17 protein-coding genes are annotated in these 15881 nt (G+C 40.1%); all 17 read left to right on the top strand.

The features are described 5' to 3' along the window. The first annotated feature begins 174 nt into the window (after positions 1 to 174). The 17 genes from PLH26_RS04325 (at position 175) to PLH26_RS04245 (ending at position 15847) form a co-directional block, all read left to right on the top strand. A complete protein-coding gene (locus tag PLH26_RS04325; protein WP_324584762.1) occupies positions 175 to 705 on the top strand; it encodes an ExbD/TolR family protein in 531 nt (176 codons plus the stop codon). A gap of 55 nt (positions 706 to 760) precedes the next feature. Continuing rightward, a complete protein-coding gene (locus tag PLH26_RS04320) occupies positions 761 to 1588 on the top strand; it encodes an energy transducer TonB (protein ID WP_324584761.1) in 828 nt (275 codons plus the stop codon). A gap of 128 nt (positions 1589 to 1716) precedes the next feature. Continuing rightward, positions 1717 to 3096, top strand: coding sequence for a tRNA uridine-5-carboxymethylaminomethyl(34) synthesis GTPase MnmE (gene mnmE / locus PLH26_RS04315; protein ID WP_324584760.1), 1380 nt, complete (start codon positions 1717 to 1719; stop codon positions 3094 to 3096). Between the two features lie 308 nt (positions 3097 to 3404). Continuing rightward, a complete protein-coding gene (locus PLH26_RS04310; protein ID WP_324584759.1) occupies positions 3405 to 3731 on the top strand; it encodes a helix-turn-helix transcriptional regulator in 327 nt (108 codons plus the stop codon). A 20-nt stretch (positions 3732 to 3751) separates the two neighbouring features. After that, positions 3752 to 4933, top strand: coding sequence for a site-specific integrase (locus tag PLH26_RS04305; RefSeq protein ID WP_324584758.1), 1182 nt, complete (start codon positions 3752 to 3754; stop codon positions 4931 to 4933). A gap of 21 nt (positions 4934 to 4954) precedes the next feature. Beyond that, positions 4955 to 5845 (top strand): hypothetical protein, encoded by an 891-nt coding sequence (locus PLH26_RS04300; protein ID WP_324584757.1) that lies wholly within the window; start codon positions 4955 to 4957, stop codon positions 5843 to 5845. Positions 5846 to 5957: 112 nt separating this feature from the next. Then, positions 5958 to 6326 (top strand): helix-turn-helix transcriptional regulator, encoded by a 369-nt coding sequence (locus PLH26_RS04295; RefSeq protein WP_324584756.1) that lies wholly within the window; start codon positions 5958 to 5960, stop codon positions 6324 to 6326. Next, positions 6319 to 6618, top strand: coding sequence for a hypothetical protein (locus tag PLH26_RS04290; protein ID WP_324584755.1), 300 nt, complete (start codon positions 6319 to 6321; stop codon positions 6616 to 6618). The genes PLH26_RS04295 and PLH26_RS04290 overlap by 8 nt, the downstream gene beginning before the upstream one ends. Positions 6619 to 6620: 2 nt before the next feature. Continuing rightward, a complete protein-coding gene (locus PLH26_RS04285; RefSeq protein ID WP_324584754.1) occupies positions 6621 to 7685 on the top strand; it encodes an AAA family ATPase in 1065 nt (354 codons plus the stop codon). 63 nt (positions 7686 to 7748) lie between these two features. Continuing rightward, positions 7749 to 9068, top strand: a complete 1320-nt coding sequence (locus PLH26_RS04280) for a DUF6965 family protein (RefSeq protein ID WP_324584753.1) — start codon at positions 7749 to 7751, stop codon at positions 9066 to 9068. 1 nt (position 9069) lies between these two features. Next, entirely contained in the window at positions 9070 to 9660 is a 591-nt protein-coding gene (locus tag PLH26_RS04275; protein ID WP_324584752.1) for a hypothetical protein, read from the top strand. Between the two features lie 49 nt (positions 9661 to 9709). Beyond that, a complete protein-coding gene (locus tag PLH26_RS04270; RefSeq protein ID WP_324584751.1) occupies positions 9710 to 10297 on the top strand; it encodes a hypothetical protein in 588 nt (195 codons plus the stop codon). Between the two features lie 294 nt (positions 10298 to 10591). Next, complete coding sequence (locus tag PLH26_RS04265; RefSeq protein WP_324584750.1) at positions 10592 to 12043, top strand: helix-turn-helix transcriptional regulator; 1452 nt, start codon at positions 10592 to 10594, stop codon at positions 12041 to 12043. 34 nt (positions 12044 to 12077) lie between these two features. Then, positions 12078 to 13544 (top strand): type I restriction-modification system subunit M, encoded by a 1467-nt coding sequence (locus PLH26_RS04260; RefSeq protein WP_324584749.1) that lies wholly within the window; start codon positions 12078 to 12080, stop codon positions 13542 to 13544. A gap of 13 nt (positions 13545 to 13557) precedes the next feature. Then, the gene (locus PLH26_RS04255; RefSeq protein WP_324584748.1) at positions 13558 to 13830 is read left to right on the top strand and encodes a hypothetical protein; all 273 of its coding nucleotides are present in this window, start codon (positions 13558 to 13560) and stop codon (positions 13828 to 13830) included. 20 nt (positions 13831 to 13850) lie between these two features. Then, positions 13851 to 14363: a hypothetical protein gene (locus PLH26_RS04250; RefSeq protein ID WP_324584747.1), complete on the top strand. Its 513-nt coding sequence runs from the start codon at positions 13851 to 13853 to the stop codon at positions 14361 to 14363. Positions 14364 to 14638: 275 nt separating this feature from the next. Continuing rightward, positions 14639 to 15847, top strand: a complete 1209-nt coding sequence (locus tag PLH26_RS04245) for a restriction endonuclease subunit S (RefSeq protein ID WP_324584746.1) — start codon at positions 14639 to 14641, stop codon at positions 15845 to 15847. Positions 15848 to 15881 lie beyond the last annotated feature (34 nt).

Below are 15881 nucleotides of genomic sequence, written 5' to 3'. Positions count from 1 at the left end.
GGAATGATATTAATAAGTTTCAGTGAGTAACCAAGTTCCAGGATGCACCTCCGGGAACACCGCTTTGGAATTCAAGGCAGGAAATCATTAAAAAGGCAGGCGGCACTTAATCCGGATAAAAAATATCAGGATGAACAGCATAAGCAATTTTATTATCTATTAAAAAACAGTTTTATGGCAGATATAGATGTATCAGGTGGCGGCGGTAAAAAAGGACCAGGGGTCAAAAAAGCCAAGAAACTTTCTACCAGGGTGGATATGACACCCATGGTGGACCTTGGGTTTCTGCTGATCACCTTCTTTATATTTTCTACCACCATGGCACAGCCTACGGCTATGCAACTGATCATGCCTAAGGATACCGAAAACCAGGATGAACAAACAAAAGTGAAAGCTTCCGGGGCTTTAACGATTATGCTGGGCAAATCGGATGGGGTATATTATTATGAAGGGGATGACCCTACCAAAATTGAGGCTACCGACTATAAAAAAGTGAGGGAAGTGATTATCAATAAAAAGAAATCAACCAAACCTGATGATTTTGTAGTAGTAATTAAACCCAATGATGAAGCCAATTACAAAAATGTAGTAGCTATATTGGATGAAATGACTATCAATGAAGTAAAAAAGTACGCTTTAGTACCTATATCACCTGTTGAAAATGACTTGTTGGTGGCTACAGAAAAAGCCAATAATATTCAGTAAGGGTTTGTGGATTTACACCAATCCCCGCATCTTATATTAAATAAAAAAGATCATCATGGATGTAAGCAAAATACCAAGCGCCAGTCTTGTTGATATTATCTTTGAAGGAAGAAACAAAAGCTATGGCGCTTATGAACTGCGTACAAAATACACCAGGAGGCTTACCATTGCATTGGTCATTACCGCATCTCTGGCCCTGCTTATTATACTGATTTCCCTTTTGGGCGCTAAACTCGAAGGCCCCAAAAAAGCAGTGGTAATAGAAGCCAAAGATGTTGAATTGATGAATGTGCAGGAAGAAAAGCCGATTGAACCACCTCCTCCGCCACCCCCAAAGCCACCAGATCCTCCGAAGATTGAAATGGCCAAGTTTACTCCGCCAAAAGTGGTAAAAGATGAAGAGGTGCAGCCGGAAGAAGAAATGAGGGAGATCGAAGATCTTAAAGAAGCCACCATCAGTACCATTAACCAGGAAGGGGTTAAGGATCTGGGAATAGTTGCACCTCCTGTTGAAGATAAGGGCGGTGTGGTAGCAGCTCCCGTTGTTGACGATGAAGATAAAGTGTTTCAGAAAGTGGAGATTGAAGCCAAATTTCCCGGCGGCGACAAAGCATGGGCAAGGTATATTCAACGGGAAATAACCCGCTATATTGATGAATTGCAGGATGACGGCAGAGCCGGTACCTGCGTGGTTCAGTTCATCGTAGACAGGGAAGGAAACATAAGCGAGGTAGAAGCGTTGACCATGAAGGGAAGCAAATTGGCTGAAATTTGTGTAAATGCCATTAAAAGAGGTCCCAAATGGACGCCTGCCGAGCAGAACGGACGAAAAGTAAAAGCGTACCGCAAACAGCCGGTTACCTTCCAGATAGCAGACGAATAAACGCAGTTGTTTTTTAATAATCATGTTTATATGATCCCCGTTGTTGTAAAACAGCGGGGATTTTTTGTGGATGAAGCGGATAGGAAATTACTCCCGTCTTCGCATTAGCAGAGTTGTATTTTTGTGCCATGTCGCATATATTTTCAGCATGGGATGATACGATAGTGGCCCCGGCAACACCCCCCGGTGTCGGAGCCATAAGTATCATACGATTGAGCGGGCAAAACAGCATAGCCATTGCAGATGCATTATTTACAGGTAAAGATCTGCTGCAGCAGGCTTCTCATACCCTCCACGTGGGAATGCTGAAAAATGGTAATAACGAGCTGGATGAAGTGGTGGTATCATTGTATAAAGCCCCCAGATCATATACAGGCGAAAATATAGCGGAGATCAGTTGTCATGGATCGCCCTTTATCCAGCAGCGGATCATTGAAGCCTGTATACAAAAAGGCGCCCGGCTGGCCAGACCGGGAGAATTTACGCAACGTGCTTTTTTAAACGGCAAGATGGACCTCACCCAGGCAGAAGCTGTTGCGGATGTTATTGCCGCGCATTCCCTGGCAGCTCAGCAAACAGCGCTCAGGCAATTACGGGGCGGGTTTTCATTCGATTTAAAAGAGCTGCGTGAGCAGTTGATCGGCTTTGCAGCGCTTATTGAGCTGGAGCTTGATTTTTCGCAGGAAGATGTTGAATTTGCCGACCGGCTGCAACTGGAACAACTTATAACCACGTTAACTGCGGCAACTACCCGGCTGATCAGCTCTTTTGCATTGGGCAACTCTATAAAAAATGGCGTAAACGTGGCCATTATTGGCAAACCCAATGCAGGCAAATCAACCCTGCTGAATGCATTGCTCAATGAAGAAAGGGCTATTGTAAGTGAAATTGCGGGAACCACACGCGATACCATCGAAGAAGTATTGAACATCAATGGTGTATTGTTCCGCCTGGTAGATACAGCGGGCATAAGGGAACATTCAACCGACAGCATTGAAAACCTGGGCATTGAGCGCAGTAGGCAAAATGCTGAAAAGGCGGATATTATTATCCACCTGTCTGATATTACCAGCGGGGATAAAGAAGAAATTTCATGGTTAAAAAACTACAGGAACAAGGTCATTGATGTGTTCAACAAATATGATGAAGCCTGGCAGGGCTATAACGACAGCGATAGCGTTGCAGCCGTACCCGGGGCGATATACATATCCGCTAAAAACAGGCAGGGTATTGAAGAGCTGAAATCATTGATGTTTGAAAAAGCCATTGGAGAAACCATTCAAACAGAAAACACCATTATCACCAATGCCCGCCATCATGCCGCTTTGAAAAAAGTACTGGAATGCCTGAATGATATTAAGACCGGGATGGACAACGACCTCACCGGCGACCTGCTGGCGCCCGACATCCGCCGCTGCCTGCATTACCTCGGCGAAATAACGGGACAGGTGGAAACAGACCGGGATATACTGGGAACGATATTCGGGAAGTTTTGTATAGGAAAGTAACCTATCAAAACAAGCAGATAATAAAGAAGTAGATAACTTATACAATATACTGATATTCAGTATTTTTTTATTTTAATCTTATATTCTTATTTCGTTTTTTATACCTGTTTGTTTATTGATTATTTGTACCTTATTTGTACCTTTATGCCTGAAAGCCGGAAAACGGCATTTTTTTGTACCTCAAAAGGCGAAATAAATTTACACTTTTATACACTTTTGCTAACTATTTTAAATAAGAATACAATTAAACGGGATAGATGACAGCAAGCACCTTTAAAATATTGAAACAATGCCTTATGTGCGGCAATATGTTTGAAGCGCAAAAAGTTTCAACCTTGTATTGTTCCCACAAATGCAATTCAAAGCATTATAAGCTAAAGAAGAAACTGGAACGAAAAGAGGCAGCCGAAGCAGTTTTAATACAGCCTCAAACTTTCAAGCCCAAAGTAAAAGCTGTTGACCGGGCAACAATTAAGGATAAAGAGTTTTTGACGGTTAGGGATGTATCTATTTTATTTGGATGCAGCCGACCGACTGTTTACAAGCTAATCAAATTAGGAAAGTTAAGGGCTAAGAATATCGGACTAAAGCAAACCTATATCCGGCGTTCCGATATTGACAAACTATTTCAATAAGTACTAAAGCATAAAAGACAATGGCAATAAAGGTAACATTAAGGCAAAAGGCAATTTCCAAAGGGCGGCAAAGCCTGTATTTGGATTTTTACCCGGCTATTCCACACCCTGTAACAGGCGAACCCACACGAAGGGAATTTTTAGGACTATACATATTTGGTAAACTGGATAAGGAGGGTAAGCTGGATAAGAAAATAAATAAGAAGTTAAGCCCACTTAATCAAGTGCATGATTTTAATACACGCAACCTTGCCGACCAAAAAAGGCAGAAAATTGAAAACCAAATAAACAAACCCGAAATTTACACCGGGTACGAAAAGGAGCAACTAAAAATAAAAGAGCAAGGCGAAAGGGATTTTGTACATTATTTCAAAAGCATTGCTGACAAACGCAAAGCCTCAAACCATGATAACTGGGTTTCAGCTTACAATTACCTTGAAACATTCACAAAGGGCAATTTAAAATTTGCCGACCTCAACGAAAAGTTTTGTAATGAGTTCAAAGAGTATTTACTCACTACCAAAAGCAATAAGAGCAGCAAAATAACCCTTGCCCAAAATTCAGCCGTTTCCTATTTCAATAAACTGAAAGCTGCCCTGAAACAAGCGTATAAAGACGGCTATCTAAGAACTGACCTAAACGCAAAAATTGAACCTATCAAACAGGCAGAAACCCGAAGGAACTTTTTAACCATTGAGGAACTGAACAGCCTTGTAAAAACGGAATGTAATAACCCTTTATTGAAACGTGCAGCCCTGTTTTCAGCACTTACCGGGTTGAGATTTTCAGATATTAAAAACCTTGTTTGGAGTGAAATACACCACAGCGTTGAAAACGGTTTTTCAATACACTTCACACAGCAAAAAACAAAAGGGGTTGAGGTATTACCGATTTCCGAACAGGCTTACAGCCTGCTGGGTGAACCTGGAACAGGTGAACAAAAAGTATTTCCCCTATTGAAATATTCAGCATACGAAAACAAACACCTTTACCAATGGATTGGAGCAGCCGGGATAACAAAAGATATAACTTTTCATTGTTTTAGGCATACGTTTGCCACCTTGCAATTATCAAAGGGAACGGATATTTACACCGTTTCAAAAATGTTAGGGCATAGGGAGCTAAAAACCACACAGATTTACGCAAAGATTATTGACCAAACCAAACGGCAAGCAGCCGACAAAATAAAACTGGATCTGTAAAACTTAAAGCATAAAAGACAAATGGAATTTAAGGAATTTGAAAAATGTTTGTATGTAATTGGTTACTGGATAAATATGGATAAGTCCAGTATTAAATTATTGAACGAAAATATAAGAATAGTAGAGGAATACGTTACCCCATTTTCAAAAGAATTAAACACTAATTTGTTGCTAAAAGACACCTTTGAGGCAAAAAGAGATTTAATAAGATATTACATTTTTGAGTTTAGGGATTTGCAAGGGTTTTTCAAAGAAAACAAAGAAATTTTATTTACTGGTAGTCGGTCTAATTATGGCCCTTTAAGGTATGAGTACACAAATGAAAAAGGCAGAAAAAGAAAGCTAAATGAATACGAAAACTACGTTATCAATAGCCACGAATTATTTGATATGATGATCCATGACATTCAACTTTGCTGTATAAAGTATAAAATTGATTTCTTTGAGGTATGCGACGAACTGTATTTTTCAACTGAAATTTTTGATAGTGGGATTTCAATAGGATTTGAGCAAATACAGAAAGAAAGTCTGCCACCTCAACAAACTGAAACGAAAACGGAACAGGAAACGCCAACTTTTGCAAATAACTTTGATAATATTACCCCAATAGAAATATACAAACATTTTGAAGTTGGTTTGGTTGAAAAAGGATATTTAACTAAACAGGAATTGAATGAGTATTTGAAAGCAGCGTTTGAATTGAAAACAAAACCTGAAACACTTTTTAAATTGAAGCACACACCAACAAAGCAGAAAATTTACACCGTGTTTTATGTTTACTATAAAGATATTGCCCAAAAGAAACACCAAAAACAAAAAGAATATGCAGCCCTTTTAGGTGATTATTTTGAAGGATATAAAACCGAAATAATACAAACAAACTGGGCAAGGGATTATAAAACAAAAAGGTAAACAGTTTACGATTTCATTACGAAAATTACGAAACCTATACTGACATTACTAACCTCTTTATGAGGGCTTAAAGTCAATATACCATTGCACTATCAAACAAAATGATAGTCCAATGGAAAATTTAACAGAGGGTTTAACCCTTGAAACATTACCGAAAGCCTTTACATACCTTACCAATGAAGTAAGCGAAATAAAAAGGCTGTTACTTGAAAAGAGTAACGAACAACCAACCGAAACCGACCGTTGGTTTGACCTCAACGAACTTTGTGTTTACCACCCCGACAAACCCAGCAAGCCGACCGTTTATGGTTGGGTGAACGCAGGTGCTATTCCCGTACACAAAGGCGGGAAAAAGTTGAGGTTTCTAAAATCGGAAATTGACAACTGGTTAAAGCAAGGCAGAAAAAAGACTTTGGTAGAAACAGCCAGCGAAGCCGACCAGTATTTAAACCGTAAACAGAAAGGGGGTTGCCATGAATAACAGGAACAACCCCCAGCATAAAAGACAAAGCGAAGGTAATACACCTTTCAGCCAACTGCAAACCATATTTCAATACTTGCAGGAACATATTGCCACAGCTTCAATGGTAACAGATGCAACGGGAGTACCTCAAAAATGTATTACCCGGTACAAAAGAGATTTAGAAAAGGCAGGGCGTATTTGGGAACTTGAAAAGAAACCATGTAAAAAAACAGGTTTCAAAGCGTGGTATTTAACTACCGACCCCGACAAAGCCCCAAAACAGTTATTAACACAGTTAAACCTTTTCTAAACATGGAACTGAAAACAAACTTTGAACTTGATAAATACGGCATAGGGGTTGAGGATATTAAGACCGAAGCTAAACAGCTTTTAAAGCACGGCAATGAAGCCAAAGAAAGTAAAGGACTGTTCACCGTTAAAACAGCCAGCCGTTGGATTGAACAAGCTAAAACCCGACCCATTCCCAAGATGCTTTTTGGTGAACTTTGGTTTGAGGGTGAGCTATGTATTTTGTTTGCCGATACCAATTTAGGTAAGTCAATTTTAGCCGTGCAAATTGGTAACAGTATAAGCAGGGGCGAACAGATACGGGGCTTCAAACTGGAAACACCAAAGCAACCAATTTTGTATTTTGATTTTGAGTTAAGCGACAAACAATTTGAAAACCGATATTCAATAAAGTTTGAACAGCATTACAGCTTTGATAACAACTTTATACGGGTTGAAATAAACCCCGATGCTGTAATACCCGAAGCCCAAACCTTTGAGGATTACCTCAACCATTCATTGGAAAGAAGTATTACAGAAACAGGGGCAAAGGTTTTAATTATTGACAACCTTACCTACCTGAAAAATGAAACTGAAAAAGCTAAAGATGCTTTGCCCTTAATGAAACATTTGAAAGGCCTAAAGAACAAATACGGACTTTCAATTTTAGCACTTGCACACACACCGAAAAGGGATTTATCAAAACCAATTACCCGGAATGATTTACAAGGCAGTAAGATGCTAATAAACTTTTGTGATAGTTCCTTTTCAATCGGTGAAAGCCACAGCGACAAAAATTTACGCTACCTAAAACAGATTAAGCAACGGAACACCGAACAGATTTACGATGCTGAAAATGTTTGTGTTTGTCAAATTGATAAGCCCCTTAATTTCTTACTGTTTGAGTTTGTGAATTTCGGTAAGGAATGGGAACACCTGAAACAGCACACCGAAAAGGACAAAGAAAACCTGAACGAAAAGGTAAACGAATTAAAGCAGCAAGGGCGAAGCCTTCGGGAAATAGGGGCTGAACTGGGTATTTCACACATGAAAGTAAGCAGGATTTTAAAGGACTGTAACACGCTGTAACACCTGTAACACCCTGTTACAACTGTTACACTTGTTACGCCCGTTACACTTAAAAGGTTGAAAATGAACGAACATAAATACATACTCGAACCATACAAGGGAATGAACACCCGTTACCGTTGCCCCAGTTGCCAGCAAAGGGATAAAACCTTTTCGCTTTACATTGATGCGGAAACAGGCGAACACTTACACCCCAGCGTTGGCAGGTGCAACCGTGAAAGTAATTGCGGTTACCATTACACACCGAAACAATATTTTCAGGATAACAATATTTCGTTTGATACACCCCAGCCTAAAGCATACAAGCCCCGACCTGTTACACCTCAACCAAAGCCCGTTTCATTTATTCCCGTTGAGGTATTTAAAGCCAGCTTGAAAGGACACGAAGCAAACCACTTTGTAAAGTTTCTTATTGACCTGTTCGGGGTTGAGGTTGCCGGCGAACTGGTAAGCCGGTATTTCATTGGTACGTCAAAGCATTGGAACGGTGCAACGGTATTTTGGCAAATAGATACACATGGCAAAATAAGAACGGGCAAAATAATGCTTTACAGCCCCACCACAGGCAAAAGACAAAAGGAATTTACATTTGCTCACAAACTAATTAAACAGCCTGAATTTGGCTTAAAACAATGCTTTTTTGGTGAACACTTATTAATTGATAAAACAAAACCCGTTGCCATAGTCGAAAGCGAAAAAACGGCTGTAATTGCCAGCGTTTATTTACCCCAGTTTATTTGGGTTGCCAGTAGTGGTTTGCACGGGTTGAATATTGATAAATGCAGCATATTAAAGGGGCGAACTGTTACACTATTTCCCGACCTATCAAAACCAAAGATTGAGGGCAAACCCACAGCGTTTGAAATTTGGAGCAGTAAAGTAAAGGAACTTTCACAACTTGCAAATTTTACGGTTTCCGATTTACTGGAACGTAAAGCCACCGAAGCCGAAATGAAACAAGGGTTTGACCTTGCCGACTATTTAATAAGGTACGATTACACAGGGTTTCTTGAACCTGGAAACCTGATAAAACCTGACATTGAAAAGTTAACAGAAGTTAAGGTTGAACAGCCCCCAGCCGAACCATTGGTTGAGGTGAAACCATTTGAACAACCCGAACCTGTTTACTATTTCAGTAAGCCCGGACAACCAAAGCCCGAAAGAGGGGAGCAGGATATTACCGAACTTGAAAACTACTTTGCCGGTATAGCAATACCAACCCAACAAGTAAAGCTGAACGCATACAGTACAATAACAGATTGTTCCCTATTCATTGAAAGCCACTTTGCCACCGTGAAAGCGAACAACGGTAAACGAACATTTTTACCATACCTGAACCGATTACAGGAATTGAAACAAGTATTAACTGCTAATTTGAACTGATATGAAAACAAAGGAAATTGAAAGCCTTGAAAGCTACTTTAAAACTGAAAACGAACATTGGAACGGGTATGCTTTTGAAATGCTTTGCGAAGTGTTACAGCATGGCAATTTTGAAAACCCCGAAACACCCTTACAGCTATTTGATAAGGCAGTAAACATTTTCACCGAGCAACACAAAGCACCATTAAAAGCCGTTCAGGAATTTGCAGCCGAAACCGACAAACAAAAATTAACTCCAGCCCAAAAGTTGTTTGTTTACGAATGGGTTTACAAGTATGTAAGGGTTTCAGATTTCGGGGAAACTGATTTAAGCGAAGTAAAGGACTTACTAAAGAGCCAAACCGAAAGGCTTAAAAATGACAAACCACAGGTTGAGTATAAAAAGCCATTAACCGGAAACATACGGGAAACCCTTAAAGAGTTAATGCAAAAGGAACTTGAACAATTACCTGAAACACTTAAAGAACTTGAACCCGTGCAACGGTTGAACATACTTTGTAAACTTATTCCGTATGTATTACCAAAGGTTGAAAGCGTTACCCATAAGCTGGGCGAACCGGACGAATTTAAAATACAGCGTTGGCATGATTAAGCAAAGTTCCTTACTGATTTAGGTTTCGTTTTCTCAAAATAAATTTCAGATGCCAAAGCCTCACACTTTCCCGACCTTATACGATGACCTGAAAACGGTTAGTATTTCCTTTTTGACAAAGCACGGGTATTTAAAGCCGAACCAATGGCAAAGCGGTACAATTACATGGAGCAGGAACGGAAACAAAACAGGCAGTATTTCAATAAGGGTAAACACCCAGCCCGAAAGCCCTTACCTTGAACTGGATTACAAATGCAACGAAACCCCGATAAATTACCGTGTGCAACTTGTTTCAGCCCCTTCCAATTTAGGCAAAGGGGTTGTTTGGTATTTTGTTTGCCCCGATACTGGTAAGCGTTGCAGGAAGTTATATTTAGCCGACACCTATTTTTACCACCGTTCAGCGTTCAGGGGTTGTATGTATGAAAAGCAAACCCAAAGTAAAAAGAGCAGGAATTTAGATAAAACGTTGGGGGTATATTTCCGAAGCGACCAACTATTTGAACAGCTATACAAAAAGCACTTTAAAAAACAGTATGCTGGTAAGCCAACTAAAAAGTATTTGAAACTTACCCGGCAAATTGAACAAGCCGAAAGCATACCATACCATGAAATTGAAAGGGCTTTGATAAGCTGAAATACTGAACGGAAAGTTTCCTATTTTCGGAACTGGAAAGTAAAGCCGTTTAACCCCTCAAAAGTGAATTTCCTGAAGGTTTTTGTACCTTATTTGTACCTTAAAAATATAACTGATTGGAAATCAATCTTAGTTACTTTTTGTATAGGAAAATGAGCCGACGATTGCGCTAAGTGATTGTATAAATTGAAACAGCAAGATTAGACAGGTTGAAATGAGATCAATTCAACCGAAAGAGAATGTCACTCTAAAAGAGGCTGCTCTTTTATTCATATCCCCTCTAAAATTGAGTGTTTGCGAAACAGATTTCGAAAATGGACGCTTCAAAACCTTATAGATGCTGTTAATGATAAACTCATGGAGCGATATGGGAAAACGGTTTCAAAAAAAACCGTACAGGATGCGCTAAAATATATGAGAGAGGAGTTGCCAAAGCCGGCTCCAATCGAAAAAAGAAAAGAAGGAGCTATTACCTACTTTTATTATTCGGACCCCGATTATTCCATCAAAAATCTACCGGTAGATGCTGAAGAAATAGATTTCCTGAAAGATGCCATTCATATACTCCGCCAGGTAAATGATTTTAAAATTCTAAATGAGGTTGATGCAATAATCAACAAACTTCACAATACAGTAAATACAAATGTAGAGGGAGGCTCCACCATTGTGCAGCTTGAGAAACATACAACGGCATTAGGAACCGGGTACATAGATAAAATATTTGATGCCATAAAAGGGAAAACAGCGCTGCGGATCACTTATCAATCGTTTAAAGCATTGGTTCCGGAACAATGCGTATTTCATCCTTATCTTTTAAAAGAATACCGAAACCGTTGGTTTGTGATTGGACGAAAGGAAAATACAGCATCAGTGACAATATTGGCTCTTGACAGAATCAGGGAAGTAAAAAATTCCGGGGAAGAATACATTCAAAATGATTTATATGGCGGACATAACCATGCAGGTGATTTTGTGATCATCAACACCGGAAAGCTGAGCGATAAGCTACAGCTACCCGATGTATTGCAGGACAGTACACAATGGCCCTTTCCCGACTATGCTTTTGATGAACCAGGTTATGTATTGATGCAAACAGAAAAACTAACGCCCTACCTTGAAGCAGCAGAAGCCATGTACGAGGAGGAAGACAACAACGGGAATATTTACATTGAGCTGCGCTTTACCAGGCCCCGGCGTGAATATAATAAGGAAGTTACTGCCGAAGAATACCTGGAAACGGTAACTGACAGCCGTGAAGCAGCATTGGTGATGGGTTGGCAAACCTTTTCCCGGGTTGGCGATAAACAAACGGCACTGGAACAGGCCCGTATGGGGCATGAATATTTACTGGAACAACAAAAAAGTTTCGGACAAAAAAAATTTGACGAAATACCAGTTGAAACCTTTTACCGCTGGCAGAGCGGTCTCCATATTGTTGCCTCCATCTACGCGTGGAACAACCTGTTTGATGAAGCCTATGCTCTTGAAAGCTACTTCCTCTACGTAGAAGCCACAAGGGAAATCCTGCATGATCAAATAGGCTATTATCTTGAGCTGCTGATGGCCAAAGGCCGGGAAAAACACCTGGAGGAAATTTTTTCAGACATGGTTTTGCGCAGACCGTTCCTGCACCACTACGAAGTATATGTGTCTCTTTTTATGGATGATACTTTCCCCCTTACCAATACCATGAAATCGGTACCCATATTTAACCCGACAAACAAAGCCAAACAATTGTACAATTAGAATATCTTGCAACCCTTAAATCAGACATAGCCCCATGCTCACATCCGAACTACGCAACGATATTGATAAGATCTGGGAAGCTTTCTGGACCGGTGGCTTGTCCAACCCGCTTACCGTTATTGAGCAGATAACCTACCTGCTTTTCATTAAACGATTGGATGAAGAACAACAGCGAAAGGAAAGCGAATTGCAATTGCTGGGTACCCCCATTGACAAACCCATTTACAATAAAAAGCAAAAGGAGCTGCGCTGGAGTTCTTTTAAAGACCTGGAGCCGGAAAATATGTTCCAGCTATTCCGGAAGGAAAATGGTGTGTTCGATTTTATGCGCAACTATGGCGGCAAGGACAGCGCCTTTGGTAAGTTCATGAAAGGCGCCGTGTTTATGATACCCACTCCCCGCCTGCTTTCCAATGTGGTGGATATGCTGAGTGGTATTGATATGAAAGACAGGGATACCAAAGGTGACGTATATGAATACCTGCTGAGCAAGATTGCCACGGCGGGACAAAATGGTCAGTTTCGTACCCCTCGCCATATTATAAAGATGATGGTGGAAATGCTGCAACCCGGAACAGACGATGTAATTGCTGATCCTGCTGCCGGTACCTGTGGTTTCCTGGTTGGTTCGGTAGAATATATAAAAGAGCATCACAAAAAATATTTTTACGATAAAAAGTTTCAGAAAAAATTCAGCAGGGAAATGTTTATGGGTATGGAGTTCGATCCCACCATGATACGCATTGGGGCCATGAACATGATACTGCATGGTATTGAAGAACCCACATTAATTGATGTGGACGCTTTGAGTGAAGCCAATACTTCCTTTGATGAAAAAGCGACCATCATTTTAGCCAATCCTCCTTTTACCGGCAGCCTTGATAAGGATGCGGTGGATGGAAAGCTTACCAAAATAGTGGATAGCAAAAAAACAGAACTGCTTTTTTTGGGTTTGATTTTAAAAGGACTGAAAAAAGGCGGCAGGGCTGCGGTTATCATTCCTGATGGCGTATTGTTTGGCAGCAGTAAAGCCCATAAGCAAATTAGAAAGGAAATAGTGGATAATCACAAGCTGGAAGCGGTTATTTCTATGCCTTCCGGTGTGTTTAAACCCTATGCAGGAGTAAGTACCGGGATCCTGATTTTTACAAAAACAACTGCCGGTGGCACCGATAAGGTTTGGTTTTATGATATGCAGGCAGATGGTTTTAGCCTTGATGATAAGCGGCAACCCGTTAAAGAAAATGATATTGCGGATATACTGCAACGCTGGAAAAACCCGGATGAGGAAACAAAAAGAAAGAGAACAGACAAAAGCTTTTTTGTTCCGCTGAAAGATATACATGATAATGGCTACGACCTTAGCATTAACCGTTACAAAGAAGTAGTGCATGAAGAAAAAAACTATGACACGCCTTCCGCAATCATCAATGTTATAAGGAAGCTTGATAAAGAAAGAACAAAGGCATTAGTAGAACTGGAAGAATTATTAAAACCATAAATTTATTGGCCACATGAAAAAAGAACTGGCTGCCCCGGAAGTTATATTGTCTGCAACCGTACTGGTGGAAGAACTTACCAGCCACAACGTAGTGGAAAAAGAGTTGAAAGGCCATGCACAGATATCAAAAGAGCATATTGACAATAATATTGCTGTAAGGGATATGTTGAAACAGCGTGGCGTAAAACCCGAAGGCCCTGCCCCTGCCGAAGATGCAGCCAAACTGAAAAGAAAACAGGAAGCCGATGAAAAGAAAATTTTGAAAGAAACTAAAAAGAAAAAATAAATTAGCTGTGCAGTTAATCAATGAATCAATACGAACAACTCATACAAACCCTTTCGCAATACCCTTCCCGGCAGTGGGTTAATGATTATTTTGATCTGCAAAAGCAATTGTTAACCGATTTCCAAATAGAAAACGACAATCCCCGGCTGGCCTTATCGCTTACTACAGATGGAAAAATGCCTGTAAACATCGGGCAGCGGTATGTATTAAAGCCCGTTACAGGCGGAAGGATACGCGCTATTGCCCCGTTGAATTTTGATGAAGCCGCTATAGCGGGTAAGTGCTGTTTTCTTTTCAGGAAAAACCGTATGCCCGATGCCAAATGGATTGAAATAAAGGTTGATGAAAACAGCGTTTTCCCGGATATCCTGTACAGGGCATGCGTACAGGAAACAGAAAAAATATTGCAGCATTGCCGGAAATCAGGATACAGAAAATATCATGTGGAATTATTATATTATTTTACGATGGAACAGGAAGTGAGAGATGAAATTTTGGATGAAGTAAACTGGACAAGGCTTCCGGAACGCTAAGTGTTACGCAAAGCATCGCAGAGTTTTTTTTGAACATTGTGGTGGGTGCATTTCGGATTAACGAATGGGCCATTATATGCAGATGCCTCGTGCCTCGGCATGACAGCAGCGGTGCGTTGTTCAGCATTGATACAATTGCCCGGCAAAAGTAACATAGTTCAGCATTGCACCGTAGCCTGTCACCCCGAGGCACGAGGGGTCTGCTGTAGCAGTTTACCTATATGCGAAAATTTGAAAGTCGACCCTTTATAGTTTATTGAAATAATTTGAACAATATGAATTGGAAAAAAGTAAAGTTGGGAGAAGTATGCTTGCAGATTCGTGGAGTGTCTTATACTCCGAAAGATGTATCCGATATTTTTAAAGAAAATTTTTTGCCAATATTAAGGGCTAATAATATTACGGATTATGGGCTTGTGTTTGATGACTTGGTTTACGTTGATAGAAAAAACATTTCTGAAACGCAATTATTAAAAGAAGGCGATATTGTTATTGCAGCATCAAGTGGTAGTAAGGCGATTGTAGGGAAAGCTGCTACATTCTTGAACAACTGGATTGGAAGTTTTGGAGCCTTTTGTAAGGTAGTTCGGCCTTCTGAAGGAATTTTTTCAAAATACGTTGGTTATTTTTTTCAGTCTGACAAATATCGCAAAACGATTTCTCATTTATCAGCAGGCGCAAATATCAATAATATCAGGAATGGCGATATTGATAATTTAGAAATCCCCCTTCCCCCTCTTCCCATCCAACAAAAAATAGCCGCCATCTTGGACAAAGCCGATGCCCTTCGCAAAAAAGACCGGCAACTGCTTGCCAGGTATGATGAACTGCTGCAAAGCATTTTTTATGATATGTTTGGCGACCCGGTGAAGAATGAGAAGGGATGGGAGATGATTAACTTGGCACAGGTAATAGTTGAAGGCCCTCAAAACGGTTTATACAAAAATGCTAAAGACTATGGTAAAGGTTATCCAATATTAAGAATTGATTCATTCTACGATGGTATTGTTTATAATATTGATAGATTAAAAAGAGTTAATGCTAATGATAAAGAAGCAAAAATGTTTCAGATTTATGAAGACAATATTGTAATTAACAGGGTAAATAGCAGAAGCCATTTAGGGAAATGTGCTTTAATCCCAAAGCTTCATGAACCGACTCTTTTTGAGTCAAACATGATGAGATTTGAAGTTGACAACCATAGAGCCAATCCTAAATTTTTGATTCAAATCCTAATTCAACCATTTATGAAAAATCAAATTTTGGGACGAGCAAAAGATGCGGTTAATCAATCGAGCATAAATCAGCAAGATGTAAAATCCTTTATACTTCCACTTCCTCCCATCACCCTTCAAAACCAATTCGCCGCCATCGCCCAAAATATCCAACAACAAAAACAACAGGTAAAGCAGCAGATGGAGCAAAGTGAAGCATTGTTTCAGAGCCTTTTGCAAAGAGCATTCAGGGGGGAACTGGTTGCTTAAATGAGCCAAGAAACCGGTTTCCCGGCTCATATTT

Origin of the sequence: Agriterribacter sp. (genome assembly GCF_035444585.1) — a bacterium.
In the GTDB taxonomy this organism is placed as follows: domain Bacteria; phylum Bacteroidota; class Bacteroidia; order Chitinophagales; family Chitinophagaceae; genus Agriterribacter.
The sequence above is the reverse complement of the archived record's forward strand: the minus strand, read 5'-3'. Positions and strand labels throughout refer to the sequence as shown.

Excerpts from the sequence above, each read along its gene's own strand:
- PLH26_RS04325 (WP_324584762.1), top strand. The coding sequence starts at position 175 with ATGGCAGATATAGATGTATCAGGTGGCGGCGGTAAAAAAGGACCAGGG.
- PLH26_RS04320 (WP_324584761.1), top strand. The coding sequence starts at position 761 with ATGGATGTAAGCAAAATACCAAGCGCCAGTCTTGTTGATATTATCTTT.
- mnmE (WP_324584760.1), top strand. The coding sequence starts at position 1,717 with ATGTCGCATATATTTTCAGCATGGGATGATACGATAGTGGCCCCGGCA.
- PLH26_RS04310 (WP_324584759.1), top strand. The coding sequence starts at position 3,405 with ATGTTTGAAGCGCAAAAAGTTTCAACCTTGTATTGTTCCCACAAATGC.
- PLH26_RS04305 (WP_324584758.1), top strand. The coding sequence starts at position 3,752 with ATGGCAATAAAGGTAACATTAAGGCAAAAGGCAATTTCCAAAGGGCGG.
- PLH26_RS04300 (WP_324584757.1), top strand. The coding sequence starts at position 4,955 with ATGGAATTTAAGGAATTTGAAAAATGTTTGTATGTAATTGGTTACTGG.
- PLH26_RS04295 (WP_324584756.1), top strand. The coding sequence starts at position 5,958 with ATGGAAAATTTAACAGAGGGTTTAACCCTTGAAACATTACCGAAAGCC.
- PLH26_RS04290 (WP_324584755.1), top strand. The coding sequence starts at position 6,319 with ATGAATAACAGGAACAACCCCCAGCATAAAAGACAAAGCGAAGGTAAT.
- PLH26_RS04285 (WP_324584754.1), top strand. The coding sequence starts at position 6,621 with ATGGAACTGAAAACAAACTTTGAACTTGATAAATACGGCATAGGGGTT.
- PLH26_RS04280 (WP_324584753.1), top strand. The coding sequence starts at position 7,749 with ATGAACGAACATAAATACATACTCGAACCATACAAGGGAATGAACACC.
- PLH26_RS04275 (WP_324584752.1), top strand. The coding sequence starts at position 9,070 with ATGAAAACAAAGGAAATTGAAAGCCTTGAAAGCTACTTTAAAACTGAA.
- PLH26_RS04270 (WP_324584751.1), top strand. The coding sequence starts at position 9,710 with ATGCCAAAGCCTCACACTTTCCCGACCTTATACGATGACCTGAAAACG.
- PLH26_RS04260 (WP_324584749.1), top strand. The coding sequence starts at position 12,078 with ATGCTCACATCCGAACTACGCAACGATATTGATAAGATCTGGGAAGCT.
- PLH26_RS04255 (WP_324584748.1), top strand. The coding sequence starts at position 13,558 with ATGAAAAAAGAACTGGCTGCCCCGGAAGTTATATTGTCTGCAACCGTA.
- PLH26_RS04250 (WP_324584747.1), top strand. The coding sequence starts at position 13,851 with ATGAATCAATACGAACAACTCATACAAACCCTTTCGCAATACCCTTCC.
- PLH26_RS04245 (WP_324584746.1), top strand. The coding sequence starts at position 14,639 with ATGAATTGGAAAAAAGTAAAGTTGGGAGAAGTATGCTTGCAGATTCGT.